The organism is Brachybacterium sp. FME24 (assembly GCF_014897705.1).
In the GTDB taxonomy this organism is placed as follows: domain Bacteria; phylum Actinomycetota; class Actinomycetes; order Actinomycetales; family Dermabacteraceae; genus Brachybacterium.
This window is the reverse complement of the sequence record NZ_JABUXV010000041.1, coordinates 1-4,621: the sequence shown is the minus strand read 5'-3', so window position 1 is coordinate 4,621 and position 4,621 is coordinate 1. Positions and strand designations below refer to the sequence as shown.

General features: G+C 60.3%; 4 protein-coding genes. 3 read left to right on the top strand and 1 reads right to left on the bottom strand.

Annotation, left to right across the window (positions count from 1 at the left end; all coding sequences use genetic code 11):
• The first annotated feature begins 636 nt into the window (after window positions 1–636).
• The 3 genes from INT51_RS21835 to INT51_RS21825 all read left to right on the top strand — a co-directional run bounded on the left by INT51_RS21835 (window position 637) and on the right by INT51_RS21825 (window position 3,504).
• Entirely contained in the window at window positions 637–1,842 is a 1,206-nt protein-coding gene (locus tag INT51_RS21835; protein WP_226986057.1) for an AAA family ATPase, read from the top strand.
• The gene (locus tag INT51_RS21830; RefSeq protein WP_193107492.1) at window positions 1,839–2,786 is read left to right on the top strand and encodes a hypothetical protein; all 948 of its coding nucleotides are present in this window, start codon (window positions 1,839–1,841) and stop codon (window positions 2,784–2,786) included. The genes INT51_RS21835 and INT51_RS21830 overlap by 4 nt, the downstream gene beginning before the upstream one ends.
• Before the next feature lie 121 nt (window positions 2,787–2,907).
• The gene (locus tag INT51_RS21825; protein WP_193107494.1) at window positions 2,908–3,504 is read left to right on the top strand and encodes a recombinase family protein; all 597 of its coding nucleotides are present in this window, start codon (window positions 2,908–2,910) and stop codon (window positions 3,502–3,504) included.
• Between the two features lie 217 nt (window positions 3,505–3,721).
• On the opposite strand, the gene INT51_RS21820 is transcribed toward INT51_RS21825, so the two are convergent.
• Window positions 3,722–4,198: a hypothetical protein gene (locus tag INT51_RS21820; RefSeq protein ID WP_193107491.1), complete on the bottom strand. Its 477-nt coding sequence runs from the start codon at window positions 4,196–4,198 to the stop codon at window positions 3,722–3,724.
• Window positions 4,199–4,621 lie beyond the last annotated feature (423 nt).

Genomic DNA, 4,621 nt, shown 5'->3' with positions numbered 1-4,621 from the left:
TTTCTCTAAGCCGTCCGCCGGTCGGGACCACACCCCCATGAAATCCCGAGGCTAAGTTGAACGGGAGGGTGCCATGGCACTGGTTGGCCTGGTGCGGGTGAGCACGAAGCAACAGGCAACATCTCAGCAGCACGCTGCCCTCGGTCCGATCTGCGTCAAGGTCTTTGAGAAGAAGGTGAGCGGCAAGCTCGACGTCGACGCCCATCCTGGGCTCCGCGAGGCGATCGAGTGCATGCGGGACGGCAACACGCTGAGGGCGTGGACCGGCCGTGCAGGGCCCCCGGCTTGATCTCTTCGGCGTCGTGCCGCTCACCGACGCGTCTGCCGTCGTTGTAGCTTGCCAGGCATCCGACCCATACTTGGGGCGTCGAGTCTATGTCTGTGATTGTCCTGGTATCCATGGGAGTATCCTCCTAGCCTGGCCCGTGATGCGGGGGCAGCGCCGACGACTGGCAGTCGTCCTCTGATGAATCGACGCAGTTACGCCGCGAGACACTGCCCCGGAAGGTGTTCGGACCGCGGACCAGCGGGCGGACTTGCTCGTGAGACTTATACCGGGAGTTGCGGTCGGATACCATTGAGACCGGACACATTGGAGTGGAGATCTATGTCTCCCGCGGCATAAAGGAACGCACGATGGCATGGATTGAGAGCTTCGAGGTGAACGGCCTCGCTGGTCGGACAAAGCCGGTGGAGCATACGCTGAATCGAAACCTCAACATCTTCTGGGGCCTCAACGGAGCGGGAAAAACAACGCTCCTGCGCATTCTGCATGCTGCGCTCAAGAACGATACCGCCACGCTCGAAGACCTTCCCTTCGACAGTGCCGAAGTGGTGCTCCGAGTCGATCAAAATGATGCGAGATTCAAGCGAGAATTTTCGAAAGAAGTCGCAGATGCCCCTGAGAGCCATGACGAAGATGACCTCTTTTTGAGTTCGGATGTGTCTATTGAGGAATCATGGTATTACAGGGAGAGGCATTCTGAGGGTGGATGGAAGACGACCGTGGAGGGCGGCGCCACTGAACATCCTCCTGGCTATTTGGAGAGAGCTCTTACTCACTCGTACCTGCCGATTACGCGTGTCGCCGAAGGCGGCCGTCGTGTACCTCGCTCCACGGAGGACCGGAAGCGAGCATCCGATGAGGTTTTCGTGGCACAGGTTCGCGAGAGATGGCGCGACTACTCGCTGAGGAGTTTCAGCTCCATTAGAGAGATCCAGCAGCAGGGGCTCGCAACCGTGCTCGCTATTCTGTTCGGAGGTAGCCCGAACGAGAATGGATCCTCGTTTGGCGTTGACGACGTCGAGCCCCTCGAAGCGTATAACCTGGTGCGGAGCTTTCTCCAGGAGCAGAACATCTCGTTGCAGATGGAGCGTAGTGCCTTTATCGGGAAATTTAAGACGTCCCCGGAGCATCGGCAGGTCGTTGCCGAGATTCAGACAGTAAAGCATTTGACTGACGATGTTCTTGCACCGCAAAAAGAATTCCAACGAATTATTGATTCGATGTATCGAGGAAATAAGCACCTCGTTCTCGGAGGGCCAAGGACGCCGCGCGCCTATGCGATTTCCCCTATTGAGGTAGAGATCAATGATCGCTCAATTCCCCTAAAGTCACTCTCGTCGGGCGAGAAGCAACTACTTCAGATTCTCTTGGAGGTGCTCAGTTCAAACAAAAATGCAGTCATTATCGACGAGCCTGAGCTCTCGCTCCACGTGAACTGGCAGCAGCAGCTTGTTACGTCGATGCAGAGAATCAACGGCGATTGCCAACTTTTGCTGGCATCTCATTCCCCGGAGATCATGGCCGAGGTGTCCGACGACCACATCTTCGAGCTATGAGCAACAGGCCTAAATGGAGCGCTGCCGGATTCGCCCAGCGCGTGAAGATGAGCGAGGACGACCTCTGGCTAATCGTCGAGGGGCGCGATCATGACCGACCCCATTACGAGAAGCTGCTCAAGTCGCTTCCGTCGACGAAGGATCGCAGCGTCTCGATCCGTCTTGCTGAGACCATCGACCTGAACGGGGTGGCTGCGGGCGGGAAAGTGCACGTGCTGGCGCTTCACGACCATCTGGAGGCAGGAGATAAGTTGACCACGGAGAACAAGTCCGGCGAGTCCACGATTGTGTTCATGGTGGATCGCGATCGGGATGACTTCATGGGCACTCTTCGGACGTCCGACCATGTCATCTACACCTTCGGCACAGATGTTGAAGCCGACATACTTCTCCACTCGGACATCTGGGCCGCGCTCCGTGCCGCATACGGGGTCGACAGCAAGATCTCGGACAAGGTGAAACGCGCTGTCCAGGATCCTCCGTCCGAGCTCCTCTCGTTATGGGAGAGCTGGCTGAGGCTCGGCTTGACTGCTCTCCGATGCGACGAGCCAGGATATGCGCCTTGGGGCACACTGTCGCGGGTGAACTCGAATCACTTCGATCGCGTAAAGGCCGAGGAGGTAAGTCAGGTTTCGGAAAAGATTCAAGCCGCAGTCTATGAGGCAACGCACGCTGTCGCGTGTGCTGAGGCCTCGAAACACCTGTCTGCACAGGGCGTTCGACTGCTCAAAGGACGCTGGATCGCGCGGTACATTAAGCACCTGGTCGAGACCCACCTCAGCGGCGAGATCATCCGCGTGAACGTACCACCGAATGCCGTCATCGACACGGCACTGGCTGCGCTCACGTACGACGATCAGTGGGCGGAGGAATATGACGCGCAGATTTCAAAAGTCCTGCCGGGGTCTGGGCTGGCGTCTTCAAGACTGCCTAGCCACACCTAGGCTCGCTCCAGTCACTGCCCATCAGGGTGTACCCAGATGGACGCTTACGAATAGTCGCCTAGGACTGTCTAACAGGGTGGGCGTAGGCTATAGTTGGACGCATACGCCGGAGGGTCTAGACATGAATGGACACAAGGGGCAGATCGTCGGATACGTTCGCGTGAGCGCGGCCGACCAGAACCCAGCTCGACAGATCGAGGCGATCGGAGTCGTTGACCGACTGTTCTCCGAGAAAGTCTCGGGCAAGAACGTCGATGATCGTGAGCAGCTCAAAGAGATGATCGCCTATGCCCGTGACGGCGACACCGTGCGGGTGAAGTCTCCGGACCGGCTGGCACGGTCAACCCGGGATCTCCTCGACCTCGTCGAGCAGCTCCAGGCCAAGGGCGTCGCCGTGGAGTTCATCGACAACCCCGCGCTGAACACGGACACACCGCAAGGCGAGTTCATGCTGACCATCCTCGCCGCCGTCGCCCAGTTGGAGAGGGCCACCATCAGGGAGAGGCAGGCCGAGGGAATCGCCCTGGCAAAGAAGAATGGCACATACGACCGCGCACCGAAGCTCACCCCGGAGCAGATCGCGGATGCCCGTCGGCGGGTCTCAGAGGGGGTGCCGAAGGCGAAGGTGGCCCGCGACCTGGGCGTTTCACGCCAGACGCTCCACTCCGCGCTGAGCGGCTCGGGAAAGTATGCGGAACTCACGAGGTCCGCGTCATGAGTGGTGACCCCGACGACGCTGAAGTCCCGGACGATCTGGAGATCACCATTTGGGACGAGTCCACTGGCTACCGCACATGTACGGACTGTGGTCGAGATTGTCCGCCGGAGCCGTTCGATGCCGGAGAAGGGCAAGGCATCAGAATCGCCTTCGCGTGCCCGACCCACGGCGTCCATAGCGTTGTGGACCCGTTCGAGGGCAAGCGGTAGCCCACTGTTCAGGTGGCGGACCGTTTCCACTTGATCTCGACGGTGTCAGCGGCGGCGGCGAGGGTGGTGATGCGCTTTCCTGCACCGACGGGATGGATTACCACCGTCATGAGCGTCTCCACCACAGCGCGGCGACGGGCGAGCGTCCTCTCCTCATCGTGCCACCAGGCGCGAGCGTCCGCGACCCCGACCAGCTCGGCGAGAGGGTCGCTGGCGACGGCGCGGGCGATCTCTGTATCCACGGCCCGCAGCTGCTCGGCGATATCGTCCAGCGCCTCCTCCGCCTCTTTTTCGGTCGCCCTGCCAGAGGAGATCTGCTTGAGGACGGACTTCCGCCGCTCTCCCAAGGCGATGCGCTGGGAGTTGAGCACGCGGATGTCCACGACATCCGGCTTCGGGATCAGCAGGTCGATCGTGTCGGGCTTGGACAGACGCCTGATGCACTGGTCCGAGACGAACTCGTCGATGATCTCGCCCCTGCGCATGATGTGACCGTTCACGCAGCGATAGGTGTGGTACCGCTGACTAGGAGCGGTGCCAGAGCCATCCTTCCGAGGAGTCGGGTGAGTCATGCCGCGTGCCGAGCGGACCGGCTGGCGGCACACGGAGCAGATGGCCAGGCCGGAAAGCAGCCATTTCCGCGCGGTGCCTTGGTGGTTGGGCTTGACGCCGACGAGCCTGTCACGTGCAGCGACGAGGTGATCGCGCTCGATGAGCTTCTTCCAAGCGCCAGGGGTGCAAGCAGCGAGGTCGATGGCCGCGAAGTCGTGCGGCTGGCTTCCCTGTGACGGCGGCAGGAGGGCTGCGTAGAGCGGGTTCATCAGTATGCGCCGAACCGTCGAAGTATGCCACTTAGCCTCGGGCTTTCATCGTTGAGGTGTCCGAGGGGTGGGTCGTGATGGGTGAAG